The sequence below is a fragment of the Peptostreptococcus russellii genome, assembly GCF_900110295.1.
Lineage (GTDB): Bacteria > Bacillota > Clostridia > Peptostreptococcales > Peptostreptococcaceae > Peptostreptococcus > Peptostreptococcus russellii_A.
The window spans coordinates 100822-116336 of record NZ_FODF01000006.1 but is presented as its reverse complement, the minus strand read 5'-3'; the positions used below and the strand labels follow the sequence as shown (position 1 = coordinate 116336).

General features: G+C 29.6%; 12 protein-coding genes. All 12 read right to left on the bottom strand.

The features are described from left to right. Nucleotides 1-337: 337 nt before the first annotated feature. A complete protein-coding gene (locus tag BMY82_RS05210) occupies nucleotides 338-712 on the bottom strand; it encodes a hypothetical protein (protein WP_091975421.1) in 375 nt (124 codons plus the stop codon). A gap of 23 nt (nucleotides 713-735) precedes the next feature. Then, on the bottom strand, nucleotides 736-1896 hold the full coding sequence (locus tag BMY82_RS05205) for an SEC-C domain-containing protein (protein ID WP_091975419.1): 1161 nt from the start codon (nucleotides 1894-1896) through the stop codon (nucleotides 736-738). Nucleotides 1897-2045: 149 nt separating this feature from the next. Further along, nucleotides 2046-2561: a hypothetical protein gene (locus tag BMY82_RS05200; RefSeq protein WP_091975417.1), complete on the bottom strand. Its 516-nt coding sequence runs from the start codon at nucleotides 2559-2561 to the stop codon at nucleotides 2046-2048. Nucleotides 2562-2607: 46 nt separating this feature from the next. Next, nucleotides 2608-4377 carry a ring-infected erythrocyte surface antigen domain-containing protein gene (locus BMY82_RS05195; RefSeq protein ID WP_091975415.1) on the bottom strand — a complete coding sequence of 590 codons (1770 nt, stop codon included), beginning with the start codon at nucleotides 4375-4377 and terminating at the stop codon, nucleotides 2608-2610. Between the two features lie 182 nt (nucleotides 4378-4559). Then, a complete protein-coding gene (locus BMY82_RS05190) occupies nucleotides 4560-5003 on the bottom strand; it encodes a type II secretion system protein (RefSeq protein WP_091975412.1) in 444 nt (147 codons plus the stop codon). A 136-nt stretch (nucleotides 5004-5139) separates the two neighbouring features. Then, nucleotides 5140-6351, bottom strand: coding sequence for a type II secretion system F family protein (locus BMY82_RS05185; RefSeq protein WP_091975410.1), 1212 nt, complete (start codon nucleotides 6349-6351; stop codon nucleotides 5140-5142). Continuing rightward, entirely contained in the window at nucleotides 6348-7571 is a 1224-nt protein-coding gene (locus tag BMY82_RS05180) for a GspE/PulE family protein (RefSeq protein WP_242938922.1), read from the bottom strand. Before BMY82_RS05180 ends, BMY82_RS05185 begins: the two co-directional genes overlap by 4 nt. A gap of 605 nt (nucleotides 7572-8176) precedes the next feature. Next, a complete protein-coding gene (locus tag BMY82_RS05175; RefSeq protein ID WP_091975406.1) occupies nucleotides 8177-8602 on the bottom strand; it encodes a hypothetical protein in 426 nt (141 codons plus the stop codon). An 11-nt stretch (nucleotides 8603-8613) separates the two neighbouring features. Beyond that, the gene (locus tag BMY82_RS05170; RefSeq protein ID WP_091975404.1) at nucleotides 8614-10044 is read right to left on the bottom strand and encodes a rhodanese-like domain-containing protein; all 1431 of its coding nucleotides are present in this window, start codon (nucleotides 10042-10044) and stop codon (nucleotides 8614-8616) included. Nucleotides 10045-10449: 405 nt separating this feature from the next. Next, nucleotides 10450-11058 carry a ribosome biogenesis GTP-binding protein YihA/YsxC gene (gene yihA / locus BMY82_RS05165; RefSeq protein ID WP_242938925.1) on the bottom strand — a complete coding sequence of 203 codons (609 nt, stop codon included), beginning with the start codon at nucleotides 11056-11058 and terminating at the stop codon, nucleotides 10450-10452. A gap of 159 nt (nucleotides 11059-11217) precedes the next feature. Then, nucleotides 11218-13530 carry an endopeptidase La gene (gene lon / locus BMY82_RS05160; protein ID WP_242938924.1) on the bottom strand — a complete coding sequence of 771 codons (2313 nt, stop codon included), beginning with the start codon at nucleotides 13528-13530 and terminating at the stop codon, nucleotides 11218-11220. A gap of 622 nt (nucleotides 13531-14152) precedes the next feature. After that, a complete protein-coding gene (clpX, locus tag BMY82_RS05155; protein ID WP_091975398.1) occupies nucleotides 14153-15415 on the bottom strand; it encodes an ATP-dependent Clp protease ATP-binding subunit ClpX in 1263 nt (420 codons plus the stop codon). Between the last annotated feature and the right edge of the window lie 100 nt (nucleotides 15416-15515).

The window sequence follows — 15515 nt, the reverse complement described above, 5'->3', positions numbered from 1 at the left end:
CTATATCATATATTCCCCAATATAGAAGTTTTAACCTTTTTTAAATACGGTCATTTTCTAAAAGTTGATTATAGATATTCGGCACTTTTATTATATTATAACACTTTTTTATGAAATTATTTAGTATATATAGTAGTTTTTTAAAGCTTTTTAAATAATTACGTTAGAATATATTAGCTTTTTCTATAGCAAAATAGCCTGAAATACTTATGGATAACGTTTTTCATATTTTTGATATTTATGGAGTTTTTAAAAAGTTTTTGAAGGTTTTTAGAGTTTTTATAATTAAATTTTCTCAAAAAGTAAGGGAGACTATGAATAGTCCCCCTTTTTTAGCTTATCTATTTGATATCATACCTCTAATAACCTTCATGTTATTAAATATTTTTTCTAGGAAATCTTCTGCTATTTCATCATCAAGTAATTTGATTTCAATGTTTTTATCATCTGCTATTCCCTTTTCTTCACAGTACTTGTGAGCTAAATCTAGCATAGCTTTCTTTTCTTCTTCTTTTAGTGTGTAATCTTTGTAGTCAACTATTACATACTGAAGAATCTCCTGCTTTTCATCTTTGTTGTATCCTATTTCAATGTGGTATATAACTGCATATAGATTTTCCATCTTTTCTTCGCCATTATATACTGGTATTGCAGGATTTGACTTTACAAAGTTTGTTGCTACTGGTATGCTTTTTCCTATTTTTAAGTTCATACTAGCCTCCTATGACAATATCATTATTTATCTGATACTAATGCTGTAATTTCCTTGTTTCTCTTTGCCAGCGTACTAGCACTTACACCATAAGCCTTTGCAACTTCGTTCTGAGTTACAGTTTCTCCTAATGATTTTCTGTAATTGTATTCAAGCCCTGCAGCCCATCCGCCTTCAGAACCTGTAATTTCAGTATTCTTTGCTACTATATCCCATAGCTTTAAAGCTTCATCTAGTACTTCCTTTTCAGAAATATTAGAAGATATAAGCTTTGCTACTTCGTCTAATTCTTCTATTCCTTCAACTACCTCTTCTACTTCTAGTGCTTCTTCTACAGCTTCATCAACTGTTTCTTCAGCTTCTTCTAGTTCTTTTTCAACTACTTCTTTAACTTCTTCTGCATCTTCAAGCTCTACAGTTTCTTCCTCTTCTGAGTAACTACTTGCCTGTAGAAGCTGTATCATGTACTTGTAGAAGAATAAAGTGTTGATCATTACGAAGTATTCTATGCCGATATTAGGATTTGCTTCCTTACTTGCTTCAAAGGCGTCCATTATACTCTTGTATATTAGATCCTTTGTTTCCTTTTGTATTCTTATAGTTAAATCTATTAGTACAAAAGTATCTTCAACAAGTATTGGTCTTGCAAGTATATAATCACCTACATTGAATTCTCCTAAAATCTTAGAGTCAAGTGTATTGAATTTTCTATTTGAGAATACATCCTTGATTATTACTTCTCTTCCATTTATGCTATCTATTTCAAACATACTTGGATAAGAATTTACACATCCATAAATTATCTGTTTTTCATCATTAGTAAATCTTTTATTATTTGCTACATATACAGCAGGAGTCATCTCTCTTCCTATAGCATAATCATATGAAAAATATGATGCAAAGAATCTATTTGCTACCATATTGTTTTCCATATTTTCATCAAAGAAAGCCTTTCTTGCTTCTTCTTCATATTTGGCAAACTTTTCATCGCCTACTATTAATTCTTCTAAGTAACCACTTAGCTTTATAATTGCACCTGTGTACTTTTTATCAATTTTTTCTTTCTTGCTGTCAAGAGCCTGCTTATTCAGCATTTCAACTTTTTCTTCTCTGTCCTTATTCATACAGCAATTTTTATATTTTTTTCCACTTCCGCAGTAACACTTATCATTCCTTTTTAACATACTTATTGCTCCCTAATATTAGATTGTATTACTCATAATAATACGATTTCTCTATTATTATACGAGTTAACCCTGTGTCTTTGTCTTTACACAGTGCTTTTATTATATCATATATATTAAGGATTGAAAACACTAAACTAGAGCTATTTTCAAAATATGTTAACTAATATGCTATATTCATCTACATTTTTGATTTTATCATAGCGTATTTTATTAATTAATATGTTAAAACCAGTTTTATCCATATCTTTTATTATTTTTCTAAAGTCGCTAATTGATGAATTAAGGACTATTGTATAGGCTTGACTATTTGAAGAATTACTTCTTTCTATCCTTTTAACAGAATCATTTTTGGAGATTTCTTCACAAAACGCTATAGCCTTATCCCTATTCCCCTTAACTTTGCTATTTTGAGAAAAGCTATCTATTTTTTCATTACTTTCATCTTCATAGCCTTCTTTATCTTGCCTACCATTAGCTTTACTATTTGTCTCACCTTCATCAAAAGAATCCTTTTTGTTAATGGAAATTTCTTGATTTTCAAGTAATTCAATTTGATTTTTCAACTCTTTATTTTTATCTTTTTCAATAGCTAAAACATTTTTCTTTAAGAAAAAAATTGAAAACAAAATCAACAGTATAATAAATATCTTTTTACTATTCATAATTAAATCTCCTCTCAAGCACCTTTTAACCCTTTGTTTTTCAGCTTTAAGTTTTGATTTTAATTTTTAAAAAGTAAAGTTTTATTTTTTTATCTGCATTTTCTTTCTTATTTTCCGCCTCTTTTTTGGCATTTTTCCCTACTTCCATCTTGCTATCTGACTTATCTTCTTGAGATTTATCCTGAGTATTATCTTCTTTTTTACTTTCTTTTGAGTTTTTTTCAAATTTTCTTCCCAGAGTTTCATCTTCCTTTTTATTATCATTTTCTTTTATTTCAGTCGAAAGATTTTCTTCATCTGAAATACTTTCTTCTGAAATATCTTCTGCATATATTCTAAAATTTATTTTATCTTTCTTATTTTCTTTACCTTTTTCTTTCCAGCTACAAATTTTACTATTTTCTTTGTTATTATTTTTTTGCCATCTTTTACTTTTATTACTTTTTTGCTTTTCACTGTTTTCCCAGATTTTATTAGCTTCTTTTTTATTACCTTCTTTGAAGGCTTTTCCTTTATTGTCCTGATTAATTTCTTCTTTGGTGTTTTCTTGATTATTTTTTTCTTTCCCGGTTTCTTTATTACTTTTTTCATTTTCTACTCCTATGCCATATGTATTTTCTGCTTCTTCCCTTGATACTATATCTGTTTTGATATATTCTATTTCTGCATTTTTGTTAATATCCAAGTCCAAAATCTCACTTACTTCTTTTCTACTTGGAAGTAAAAATTCTATTTCCATATTATTCTCATCTGCTGTCAAAGAAATTACAGAGGATCTACTTTTTTCTATTTCAGATACTAATTCTTCTATATTTACACCGTATATATTACCAAAGCCCTTAACTGCTTTTTTATCTATCTTTTTATTTTTTATTACTCTTTCATAATTTGCTTTTTCCAGTTGACTTTCAAGAACTTTGTTGGAAAATGCGTATCTAACTGATAAAAACACAGTAAATAATAAAACTATAGATAAAAATATAATTATTTTCTTATATAATTCAGAAAAATAATTGTCCTCTAAAAAATTATGTAATTTATTTTTACCTAGTTCTATTTCTAATAGTTTTTCTTTTTCTATTAAAATAGGTTCTCTTAGGCTATTTTCCAATATTTCACACTTGATATTATCATAATCTAAAATGAGTGCAGACTTTTGTTTTTTAATATGGTTTATAAAATCTTTATCTACTGCATCATTTCTTACTACAATAGATTCTTCAAGTCCATCTTTTCCCATTCTGCTATACAATAGGTCTTTTTTCCTAAACTCTATAATATAATCTATATTTGAATTTACTTCCTTTTTCCATAGATTTTCTATTAGAGAATAGTCTGTATATATTCCACTGCACTTTATTTTAGATATTGCTTCTATCTTTTTAAATAGATCTACATATACTCTTGGAAAAATTTCTACCTTTTCCTTTGCAAACTCTCCCTCTGAAACAGATGACTTTCTTTTTACAATTATATTATCTTTTAAATTGAAATTTCCAAACTTCTTCATATCTATATTAAGTACAGCTTCAAGATCTTTTTGAGATGACCTTTTTAGAAGTTCTACTTCTCTTAACATATTTTTCTCTGTTTGAATTATTCCAACTATATTTTTAATTTTATACTTTTCTTCTATAAGTCTTATTTTATCACAAATTTCATAGCATACTTCATTTATGGCATAGTTATTTTCTTTTTCCTTACTCTCTAGGGGATAGTATCTCTCCATTTCAATTTCAAGCTTATTTTTATTTATTTTACATAGAAAAATACTAAAAACTTCTGTTTCTATTTTTATATAAAGTTTACGAAGCACTACTATCCCTCCTAATATTTTATATTTTTTTATTGCTTTTTTATTTTAAACCAGCGTTTTTATTCTTGCTTTTTATTAACGTTTTTTTAATTATTACTTTTACTATTACTTTTTGTTATTATTTTAAACCAGCAAGTTCATTCTTATTTTTTGTTATTCTCTCTTATTTTTAATTAGCAATTTTATTCTTGTTCTTTTTCTTCTTTTGGATAAAAAGTTTTTGCTCCTACTTTGACTTTTAGGTCATCATCTCCTGTTTCAATACTAAATTTTTCCCCTTTTTTGCTTTGAACTTTTGGTATTCTATCAAGATATTTATTCTCTTTTAATTTTTCTGTGCTTGTATAGATTCCCTCATCATCGCCATTTTCTTTAGATAAATAGGCTGCTGTAGCTATTACAGAGGCATTTGCATAGTCCGCATTTTCTCTGGCTATCTTTTGAGCACCGCTATATTTAAGAGCTACTATACTCGAAAGTATTCCTATAATAGTTACTACTATTACCATTTCTATTAGTGTAAAGCCTTCACTCTTATGTTCATCTTCATTAATTTTTTCCCTATTTTGCCTAGAAATTTTTATATTTCTATACTTACTTTTTATGTTTTTTATATATGCTTTCATTGACTTTTCCTTTCTAATAAAATATTCATGGCATTTAAAATTTTCTTTTTTTATCTCTTTCTTATCTATTTTATTTTTTATTATCTATTTCTTTTTATTTCCTTTTTCTTTTTTATTGTTATACTTTTTATATTTTCTAAGATATGCTAGATATTACCCCCAACATTGGATAGATTAAAGATATCATTAATATTGCAACTATAATTCCCATAATTATTATCATTACAGGTTCTATCAATCTTATGAATCTGTCTATTTCTTTGTCTAGCTCATCTCCATAAAAAACGCTAATTTCCTTTAGACTATTATCAAAATTTCCTGATTCTTCTCCTGATTTGAGCATAGATATAAAGCTTTGTGGAAATATACCTGCCGCCTGAAATGACTTGCTTAGAGGATTTCCTTTTTCAATATTCTTTGCAACTATTTTCATTTTTCTTTCTGCATAGGAATTTCCTATTGTTTCCCTTGTAATTTCCATTGCTTCTGTAATATGTATTCCACTTCCTAATAATATAGATAAAACTCTCGCTACTTTTTCTGATATTATCAGCTGATTTATTTCTTTAAGCTTGAATATTTTAAATTTCATCTCATCTAAGAACATCTTTGCCTTTATATTCTTTTGAAAGCTTCTAACAATTATATATAGGATAAAGGCAATAGTTAGGTAAATATATATAAAATTATTTTTTAGTAAATCCGATATTTTAAATATCATTTTTGTCCATATTGATTTATTTAAAGTTTCAAAGTCAAATGCCTCTTTAAAGTCAGGAATTACAATTAAAAATATTATATTTAATGATATAAATGATATTGCTAGCAGTATTAGAGGATATATAGAAACATTAATTAATTTTGATTTTATCTTGTCCTCTCTTTCATAATACTGAGCAAGTCTATCAAATACATAGTCTATTTCACCACTTCTTTCGCCTGCATAAATCATATTAATAAAGAACTTGGGAAATTTGTTTGTAAGAGCAAAAGACTCAGTAAGATTTTTTCCTTTTTCTATTGCTTTTTCTACTATGCTTATAGTGTAGGCACTTTTGTTTTCTGATGATTCTATTAGAGTTTCAAATATAGATATAATATCGCAACCAGCCTTTAACATTCCAGAAATCTGCCTAGACATTATTTTTATATCTTTATCGCTCATCTTTCTCTTTTTAACTATTGAAAAGGAACGATTTCTAGTAAGCAAATCTTTTACTTCATTTAACCTCTTATTTTTATTATTAAATTTAGTGACAAAAATACTTTCTCTAAGTTTCAATATGTTTTTATATGTATTTAAGAGCTTTTTATTTTCAACAATCTTCTTTACAACCTTGGCTTTCATTCCTTTAAAATTCTCCCATTCTTTTTTGCTATTTTTTCTATTAACTTTTCATCACAAGAAGATTTTATATATTTTTTGATTTCATCATCTATGGTAAGTATTTCATAGACCAACTTTCTAGACTTTTTATCCTTTGAATCTTTTTCTTTTATTAATTTTTGATGTACTATTGCTGTTAGAGATGCTGTTATTTTATATGGCTCTAGCCCCATGTCTTTTAACCTTGTAATAGCCGATACAGCATTGGAAGTATGAAGGCTTGTAATTACTAGATGACCTGTAATAGAAGCTCTTACAGCTATTTGAGCCGTTTCTTTGTCTCTTATTTCTCCTATTACTATGCAGTCTGGATCTTGCCTCAATATAGCTCTTAAACCATTATCAAATCTCAATCCTGCTTTGCTATTTACGGGAATTTGATTAACTCCATCTATCATATACTCTACTGGATCTTCAATTGTCGTAATATTTATGTCTCTGTTTTTTATTTCATTGATTATTGAATATACTGTTGAGGACTTTCCACTTCCCGTAGAGCCTGTAATTATTAGCATTCCACTTTCTTTGTTAATTGCTGAATCTATTGTTTCGATAGCTTTTTCTGAAAATCCCAGTTCCCGTCTATTTTTAAAGAAATTATTTCTATCTAGTATTCTCATCTCTATTTTTTCTCCATAAACTACTGCTATGGAGCTTAATCTTATATCAATGTGGTAATCTTTGTTTTCAACTGTAAACCTTCCATCTTGTGGCAATCTTTTTTCTGTAATATCGCAACCTGCCTTTAATTTAATTATTGTACTTATTTCTAAATACTCTTTATTAGAATATCTTGCAAACTCTATTAATTCTCCGTTTACTCTTTTTCTTACTCTAGCATAATCTTTATAGGGTTCAATATGTATATCACTTGCCCTACTGGCTACTGCATCATCTAATATGTTTTCAAAAATTATCTCACCTCTATTTTTTTCATATTCTGCACTTCTATAATATTGGGCAATATTTTCCAAAATAGCATCTTTTTTACTTATTTTAACTTTGACATTTCTAGCCGACATAATTTTTAGTTCATTTATCAGCGATAGATTAAATGATTCCATCATAACAGTTAGGGTGTTTTCTGTTGCATCAAGTGGAAATACCTTCTTGTCATAGGCATATTCTTCTGGAATTATATTAGACAATATCTTATCCATATACTCATCTCCTTTTTTCAAAAATAATATAGCCAAATATTTTATTAAGTAAGCCTTAAATTTTTCTAGTTCTAAATATGAGCCTGCTTCAATTGATTTTTCTTCTATTGTTTTTGACTATATTTTTCATAGATATAAAATTAAAAATAAATTATTATTTTTTAAAATATATACTATTGCTATTTTTTTCATTAAAAATATATATTATTATCTCTTTATTTTTTCCTCAATGAGTTTTTAAAGGAATTTTTGAGTAAATAATCTTTTAGAGTGTCATAAATACTATTTTTAACATATATTTCTGTAATACAATTTGATTTTAAAATGAATTTTCTAGATTTGATTTTCTTTTTTCCTTGTGTTAAAATACAAACAAATTAAAAAGTAGAAGTTTTAATTTTAGTTGTAGATATTTGTATGTATGTTAAAGGAGTGATTATAATGTTAGAGAATTACGATGAAATGGCACATGAAGATGATTACATGATAGACGAAGAAGATTATTGGGATGATGACTATTATGGCGAAGATTTCTAATAAGATATAAAAAAGGAAGCTAAAGAGCTTCCTTTTTTATTTAAATTATATTTATTTTATTGTAATTTCTTGAGATAAAATGCGACTCTTTATGAGTGTATTTTCTTATTTATTATTATATTTATTGTCGACAATACTATGCATACTATCAAAGCCAAAATTAAATATGGATATATAAGTTTTTCAGAAATAGATGTTGAGTGAAGGGCGTATCCTAAAGCTCCACTCCATACTATCGCTATAAGACCTGCAAGTGCAAGTGTCTTTCTTGAATTTCTAAAAGCCTTAATTGTTATTATTAAATATAGAACAATTAATACTATAACTACTATCGTAATTAATTTTATATTTTCAGGTGTCAGATACTTACGTGTATATTCACATTTTTTAAAATATAGATGATGGTTTACACCAGCTTTTTTATATGCAAGCTTTTCTAAATAATTCATTGCCCCAATTAATACGACTTCAATAGCTAGAAATACTCCAAACAAAATATTTGCTAGTTTTTTCATAAATTTGCTACCTACTTCTTAGGAGTTCCTGTTTCTATTGGATAATGTGCATTTGACCAACCGATCCATCCATCTGAGAATAGAGATGTGTTGTTCATACCCATTACCTTAGAATACCATAGTATTTCTGCTGCTCTCCATCCACTACCACACATAAATGATAGATGGTTTGAAGTATCTATATTGTCTTCTTCCCACATACTTAGTATTTCATTTTCATTTCTCATAGTTTTATCAATATTTCTATAATAACTCATTGAACTTGAATTCTTTACACCTGCGTGTCCAAATACTGCTCCTGGTATTCTACCTTTTCTCTTGTGGTAAGAGTATCCAGTAACATCACCTATATATTCTCCCCAAGTTCTGTTATCTACAAGAGTAAAGTCCTTATGCTGATCTTTATTTGTCATAATATCTTTTATTTTGTCAAGTGAATCTATAAGTTCAGGTCTAGCAGGTACTTTTACACCAAATTCTTTTTCTGGAGTTGGCTTGTTTTCACCCTTTTCAAGATCATATCCTAGATAATTCCACTCTACAAGTCCACCATTCATTACTCTTACATCCTTTACTCCTAAGTAGTCACATATTACTGCAAACCTTGAAGCTGCCATTGGTTCTGGACTTGTTGCTATTACACAATCTTCTGAAGTTATTCCTGAATCTAAAAGAAGTTTTTCAAGAGTCTTATCGTCTGCTAACTTCCATTCTGTATCCCCTTCTTTGTTTTCCTTAGGTGGTTCAAATGAGTCAGTGTTTATATGAACTGATGTTGGAACGTGTCCGTCCATATATCCTGATTCCTTATTATCTCCCCATCTTACATCTACTATCTTTATCTTCTTAGCATCTGTAAATCCTTCTGGAGTCTTTCCCTTTACTATTTCATTTACAACACTAGGTGCTACTAAAAGCTCATAATTCTTGTATGAATCTAGCTTTTTGTCACTATCGTTGATCCATTCTTTAGCATCGTATTTCTTTGTATTTTTGACTCCCTTTTTAACTAGGTACTGAGCTACTTCGTCTGCATCTTTACCATTTATATCATAAACAATAACATTTTTATCTGGAGTTAAGCCCTTTTGTTCCATCGTTATATCAAGAACTTTTTCTCTTGATCTGCCTTCAAGATTTTCTTTTTCATCATACTCACTAGTTAACCACTGAGCAGAGAAATCAGAACTTCCTGGGAGATGTCCACCTCTTTTTGCTCCTTCTACTGCCCATCCATTGTAGGCATCGTTGATTCTAGCATCAAGTACTATACTCTTGCCATCTTTGTCATTAAGAGCTTTTTCTACATCTTCAGTACTTGCAGTCTCAATTTTAACATCCTTAGAGTCATCTGCCTTCTTTTCTGTACTTCCACAACCTGCAAGCAAAGTTACAGCTGCACAAATACTCAGCGCAACCCCAAGTTTTTTCTTGAATTTCATAATAATTCCAATCCTCCTATTAAATTTTATATATTTCTATATGAGTATAACATAATATTGAATAGCTTTTATATTGATTATATCTATGTCTACATAATAATATATTGTTTTTATTTATAGATGTTTCTTTATTTATATTTTTTTATATTTTTTTATATTTAGTTTATTTTATATACTTATTTTTATTTTTTTATTAATATATTAGGTGTTTTATTTTTTAATAAAAAAAGTTTTTTTAATTTTTTTTACTAAAAATCCCTGCTACATTATAAAAACAAGAAATAAATAATTATTTTCACACTTTATATTATTTTATTAAGAATGATTATTATAAATCTATCCTTTACTTTTTAAATCAAATAAAAAACAGCACCATATAAGTGCTGTTTTTATTCTTTTATAGCTTTAATTCTCTATATTGCTATTATTTTCTTCTGTTGTAATTTTATATCCATGTGATTCATATTCTTCTACTATTTCATCCCATAGATTTGCTATTCCTATTTTATCTGACGCAGATGTAATTACTACCTTATCATCCGGATTCATTTCTAACTTATTTCTGATTATAGAAATGTGCTTCTGATAGTTTCCTCTTGAAATCTTATCAGCCTTTGTAGCTACTACAATACAGTTATAACCAAAGAATTTGATCCAGTCATACATCATCTTGTCATCATCTGTTGGTTCATGTCTTACATCTACCAATAGAAGTATAGAGCAAAGTTCCTTTCTATCAGAAAGGTATCTTTCCATTACTTCTCCCCACTTGTCCTTCTCAGATTTTGAAACTTTGGCATATCCGTATCCTGGAAGGTCTACAAAGAAAAATTCATTATTTATTAAATAAAAGTTGATTGTTCTTGTTTTTCCCGGTGTCTGAGAAGTTCTGGCAAAGCTCTTTCTATTCAAAAGCCCGTTTATAAGAGATGACTTTCCTACATTTGAACGCCCTGCAAGTGCTATTTCTGGTATTCCATCTACTGGATACTGACTTCTGTTTACTGCACTCATAGTTATTTCAGCGCTCTTTACCTTGACTTTAGCATCTCTTTCTTCTTTTGCTTTATTCTTTCTTGTATATGGATAAGGTCTTTGTCCATCTTTCTTGAACTTTTTCGCCTTTGCTTGTCTTGCTGTTTTTTTATTTTTATTATTACCCACTATTTCCTCCTATTTTTCTAGTAGTGCTACATCTAGAACTTCCTGCATTTTTTCTACTAAAACAAATTCTATTTCTTTTCTTACATTTTCAGGAATCTTTTCTAGATCAGATTCACAATCCTTTGGAAGTATAATCTTTCTAACTCCCATTCTGTAGGCTGCAAGCACCTTTTCTCTTACTCCACCTACTGGAAGCACTCTACCTCTTAAAGTAATTTCTCCTGTCATAGCTATATTACCTGGTACTGGTCTATTTGTAAGGGCAGATATAGTGGCAAGTGTCATAGTAATACCTGCTGAAGGACCGTCCTTTGGAGTTGCTCCTTCCGGTATATGTATATGAACGTCTTTCTCCTTGTAGAAGTCGCTGTCTATTCCCAACTGGTCTGCAATAGATCTAATGTATGAAATACCTGTTCTGGCAGATTCTTTCATTACATCTCCCATCATACCAGTAAGAACTATATTTCCTTTTCCTGGAAGTACACTTACCTCTACTTCAAGTGTTACTCCACCTACTGAAGTCCATGCAAGTCCATTTACTACTCCGACCTGTGGATTTAGATCAAGTGGATCTTCCTTGAACTTTTCACTTCCTAAATATTTTACTACTTGTTCTTTTGTAAGATTTATAGCCTTTAGATCTGGATTTTCAAACATTTCCTTTACTACTTTTCTACAAATCTTAGCTATTGTTCTTTCAAGTTGTCTTACGCCTGATTCTCTTGTATATCTACTAATTATAAACTTAATTACATCATCATCCATTGTAATAAAGTCTTTTGCAAGTCCATTTTCTTTTAATTGTTTCTTTAGAATATATCTCTTTACTATTTCTAGCTTTTCTTCTTCTAGATAACCTTCTATTTCTATTACTTCCATTCTGTCATATAGAGGTCTAGGTATCTGTCTTAGATCATTTGCTGTTGTAATAAACATTACCTTTGATAAATCAAATGGCAATTCAAGATAATGGTCTACAAAGTACTTATTCTGTTCTGGATCTAGTACTTCAAGCATTGCTGAAGTTGGATCTCCCTTAAAGTCACTAGACATCTTGTCTATTTCATCAAGAAGTATTACAGGATTCTTTGTTTTCGCTTCCTTGATAGCATTAATTATTCTACCTGGGATAGCTCCTATATATGTTCTTCTATGTCCTCTAATTTCAGCTTCATCTCTTACACCACCAAGTGAAATTCTTACAAATGGTCTACCTAGAGATCTTGCTACTGACTTGGCTATAGATGTCTTACCTACCCCTGGAGGTCCAGCAAGGCATATAATAGGTGCCTTTAAATTCTTTGAAAGCTTTCTTACAGCAAGGTATTCTAATATTCTTTCCTTGACATCATCAAGCCCATAATGATCCTCGTCTAATATCTTTTCTGACTTCTTAATATTGAATCTATTTCTTGACTCCTTATTCCATGGAAGTGAGAATATTACATCAAGATAGTTCTTTGAAACATTGTAGTCTGGTGAACCCAATGGAGTTCTTTCAAACTTTTCTATTTCTTTTTCTATCTTTTCATATGTTTCTGGATCTATTTTTAATTTTTCAAGCTTTTCTCTATATTCATTGCCCTCGCTTCCATCAGGAGTATCTCCTAGCTCCTTCTGTATAGCCTTTAACTGTTCTCTAAGATAATAGTCCTTCTGTATCTTATTCATCTGCTTTCTTACGTCTAGACTGATTTTCTTGTCTATCTTTATTACTTCTATTTCCTGAAGCAAATATTCATAAAGAAGCTTCATTCTTTCCTTTATATCAAGTGTAGTTAAAACTTTTTGTCTATCTGTAAATTTAAGGAAAAGACTAGAAGCTATAATATCTGTTGACATTGAATACCCCTGTGCATCAGATATTTCCATAGATGCGTCAGTTGGCAAATCAGCAGCTATACTTAGATATTCTTCAAAGCCCTTTGAAAGTCTTCTTGAATAAGCTTCCAAGTATAAATTATCTTCTTCATCAAATTTGCTTTCATCAAACTCTATAGGTGTAATTTCTCCTACCCAAGCGTCGTTTTCATCTATTCTCATAGATTCTAGCTTGGCTCTTCCTATACCTTCTACCAATACTCTTATGGAAGATTCTGATGTTCTCATAACCTGCTTGATGCTACATATTGTACCTATTGTATATAAATCTTCTACACTAGGTTCTTCAAGTGTTGCATCAAACTGACTTGCTAAAAATATCTTTTCATCATTTATCATTGAAAGTTCAAAACTCTCTATTGAGTTAAGTCTTCCTATATCAAATGACTGAAGTATACATGGTGAAATTGATATTCCTCTTAGAGGTATCATAGGCATCTCCACCTTTTCCTTGTATACTATTACTCCATCCTCTGATCTTGAAACCTCATTTGTTTCTTCACTTACTTCTTCTTTTTGATCATTTATTTCTTCTGCTACTTCTTCGAATAAATCGTCAAGCAGGTCTTTAACGTCTTTATCGTTTGTTTTATCTGTCATAAGCTCTCCTTTCCATTGCAATAAATTGCAAGTTGTTCATTTATTTCCTTATATTCAACAGGAGCTTTTATTTTTATTAACCCGTTGAATAGTATTATACTATAATAATCTTAAATTACTCTATTCTAAAATATAATACCTTTGACTTTTTAACAGTTTACGAGCATTTTCAGAGCTTTTTCTGAAATTGTAGATTTCCATTGTATAAACTATTATATATATGTGTATACCTAAATTCAACAACTTTATAGCAAAAAAAGCAAATTAATCTACTTTTTTTGCAAATTTCTACTTCTTATTGCTTTTTTTATGTATTTTCGCTGATATTATATACATTTTTCTCTTTCTAAAGCAATTTATTCTTATGTAAATTTTTATTTTCTGAAATGGAATTCTTAAAATAAAAATAAAAAAAAGTGGTAAAATTTACCACTCTTTTTTATGTAATTTCTAATGTGTTTTATGATATTGGTTCGTCGTTTACTATTTCATGAACGTCGTTGTATACAACTAATGGTTTTGCACCATCTTCTATACATTCTTTAGTTACAACTACCTTTTCTACATTCTCAAGAGAAGGTATCTCAAACATTGCATCCATAAGAGAATGTTCTATTATACTTCTCAGACCTCTTGCACCTGTATTTCTTGCTATTGCCTTTTTAGCTATAGCTCTAAGTGCATCTTCTTCAAATTCTAGTTTAGCATCATCATATTCAAATAACTTTGTATACTGCTTTACTAATGAGTTTTTTGGCTCAGTAAGTATCTTCACTAGAGAATCTTCATCTAGTAAGTCTAATGTTGCTATTACTGGTATTCTACCTATAAATTCTGGTATTATACCAAATTTAAGAAGGTCATCAGGGATTACTTTTGAATAAAGCTTTCCTAGATCCATATCAGCCTTGCTTTCTATCTTGGCACCAAAGCCTAGAACTTTTTCATTTCCACGCTTCTGTACTATCTTTTCAATTCCGTCAAAGGCACCACCTAATATAAATAATATATCAGTTGTATCTACCTTTAAGAATTCCTGATGAGGATGCTTTCTTCCACCTGTTGGAGGAACGTTAGCTACTGTACCTTCAAGTATTTTTAGTAATGCCTGCTGTACTCCTTCACCACTAACATCTCTAGTTATAGATGGGTTATCAGACTTCTTTGAAATCTTATCTATTTCATCTATATATATAATACCCTTCTGGGCTTTTTCAATATCAAAATCTGCCGCCTGTACTAGCTTTAGTATGATATTTTCAACGTCTTCACCGACATATCCTGCTTCTGTAAGAGATGTTGCATCAGCTATTGCAAATGGTACATTTAGTATCTTTGCTAATGTCTGAGCCAACAATGTCTTACCTGAACCAGTTGGTCCTAACAATAGGATATTACTCTTTTGTATATCAATGCCTTCAGTGTTCTTTTTGCCACTGTATATTCTCTTGTAATGATTGTATACCGCAACTGATAAAGCCTTCTTGGCACTCTTCTGACCTATTACATAGTCATCAAGTATTTCCATTATTTCCTTTGGCTTTGGAAGACCACCTTCAAGTATTTCTTCACTTTCATCAATTTCTTCCTTGATTATTTCGCCGCATAACTCTACGCATTCATCACATATATATACACCTGGACCAGCTATTATTCTCTTTACTTGGTCCTGACTTTTTCCACAAAATGAACATCTGTACTGCTTGTTTTCCTGCTTTGTCACTCTCTCACTTCCTTCCACTTACATAGTATCGCATAAGCGATTATTTTTAATTATGTAGTTTACGGTAATACTGCATACATCAAATTTTAGTAATTAATAT

What these genes read in the sequence shown, in the direction of transcription:
- BMY82_RS05210 (WP_091975421.1), bottom strand. Translation starts at nt 712, where the DNA reads ATGAACTTAAAAATAGGAAAAAGCATACCAGTAGCAACAAACTTTGTA.
- BMY82_RS05185 (WP_091975410.1), bottom strand. Translation starts at nt 6,351, where the DNA reads ATGAAAGCCAAGGTTGTAAAGAAGATTGTTGAAAATAAAAAGCTCTTA.
- yihA (WP_242938925.1), bottom strand. Translation starts at nt 11,058, where the DNA reads ATGAGTGCAGTAAACAGAAGTCAGTATCCAGTAGATGGAATACCAGAA.
- BMY82_RS05200 (WP_091975417.1), bottom strand. Translation starts at nt 2,561, where the DNA reads ATGAATAGTAAAAAGATATTTATTATACTGTTGATTTTGTTTTCAATT.
- BMY82_RS05205 (WP_091975419.1), bottom strand. Translation starts at nt 1,896, where the DNA reads ATGTTAAAAAGGAATGATAAGTGTTACTGCGGAAGTGGAAAAAAATAT.
- BMY82_RS05190 (WP_091975412.1), bottom strand. Translation starts at nt 5,003, where the DNA reads ATGAAAGCATATATAAAAAACATAAAAAGTAAGTATAGAAATATAAAA.
- BMY82_RS05170 (WP_091975404.1), bottom strand. Translation starts at nt 10,044, where the DNA reads ATGAAATTCAAGAAAAAACTTGGGGTTGCGCTGAGTATTTGTGCAGCT.
- lon (WP_242938924.1), bottom strand. Translation starts at nt 13,530, where the DNA reads ATGCCTATGATACCTCTAAGAGGAATATCAATTTCACCATGTATACTT.
- BMY82_RS05175 (WP_091975406.1), bottom strand. Translation starts at nt 8,602, where the DNA reads ATGAAAAAACTAGCAAATATTTTGTTTGGAGTATTTCTAGCTATTGAA.